Annotated in this window: 1 pseudogene; it reads left to right on the top strand. The window is 35.0% G+C overall.

Annotated features, from left to right (window positions below):
- A pseudogene (tnpA, locus tag ADH54_RS01720) lies at positions 1–289 on the top strand (IS200/IS605 family transposase); the annotation flags it as partial.
- Between the last annotated feature and the right edge of the window lie 100 nt (positions 290–389).

Raw genomic sequence — 389 nt, 5'->3', positions numbered from 1 at the left:
ATATCGAAGTAGTTTAGGCGAAATATTTCATCGCTTGTGTAGTTATAAAGGAGTTGAAATTATTGAGGGTCACTTAATGCCAGACCATGTACACATGTTAGTAAGTATTCCACCAAGGATAAGTGTTTCGAGTTTCATGGGTTATTTAAAAGGGAAAAGTGCACTCGTGATGTTTGACAAACACACCAATCTCAAGTACAAGTTTGGGAATCGGCATTTCTGGGCGGAAGGTTATTATGTAAGTACGGTGGGACTCAATGAAGCCACAATTAAGAAATATATTCAAGATTAAAGAAATTATCCAGTGGATGATTTCTTTACGAGTCTAAAAATTTGAGAACGAGTAAAGCATGATATAGCACTAGATAAATTAAGTGTAAAAGAATATG

The organism is Streptococcus pseudopneumoniae (assembly GCF_001072315.1).
In the GTDB taxonomy this organism is placed as follows: Bacteria; Bacillota; Bacilli; order Lactobacillales; family Streptococcaceae; genus Streptococcus; species Streptococcus pseudopneumoniae_R.
This window is presented reverse-complemented; position numbering and strand designations above follow the sequence as displayed.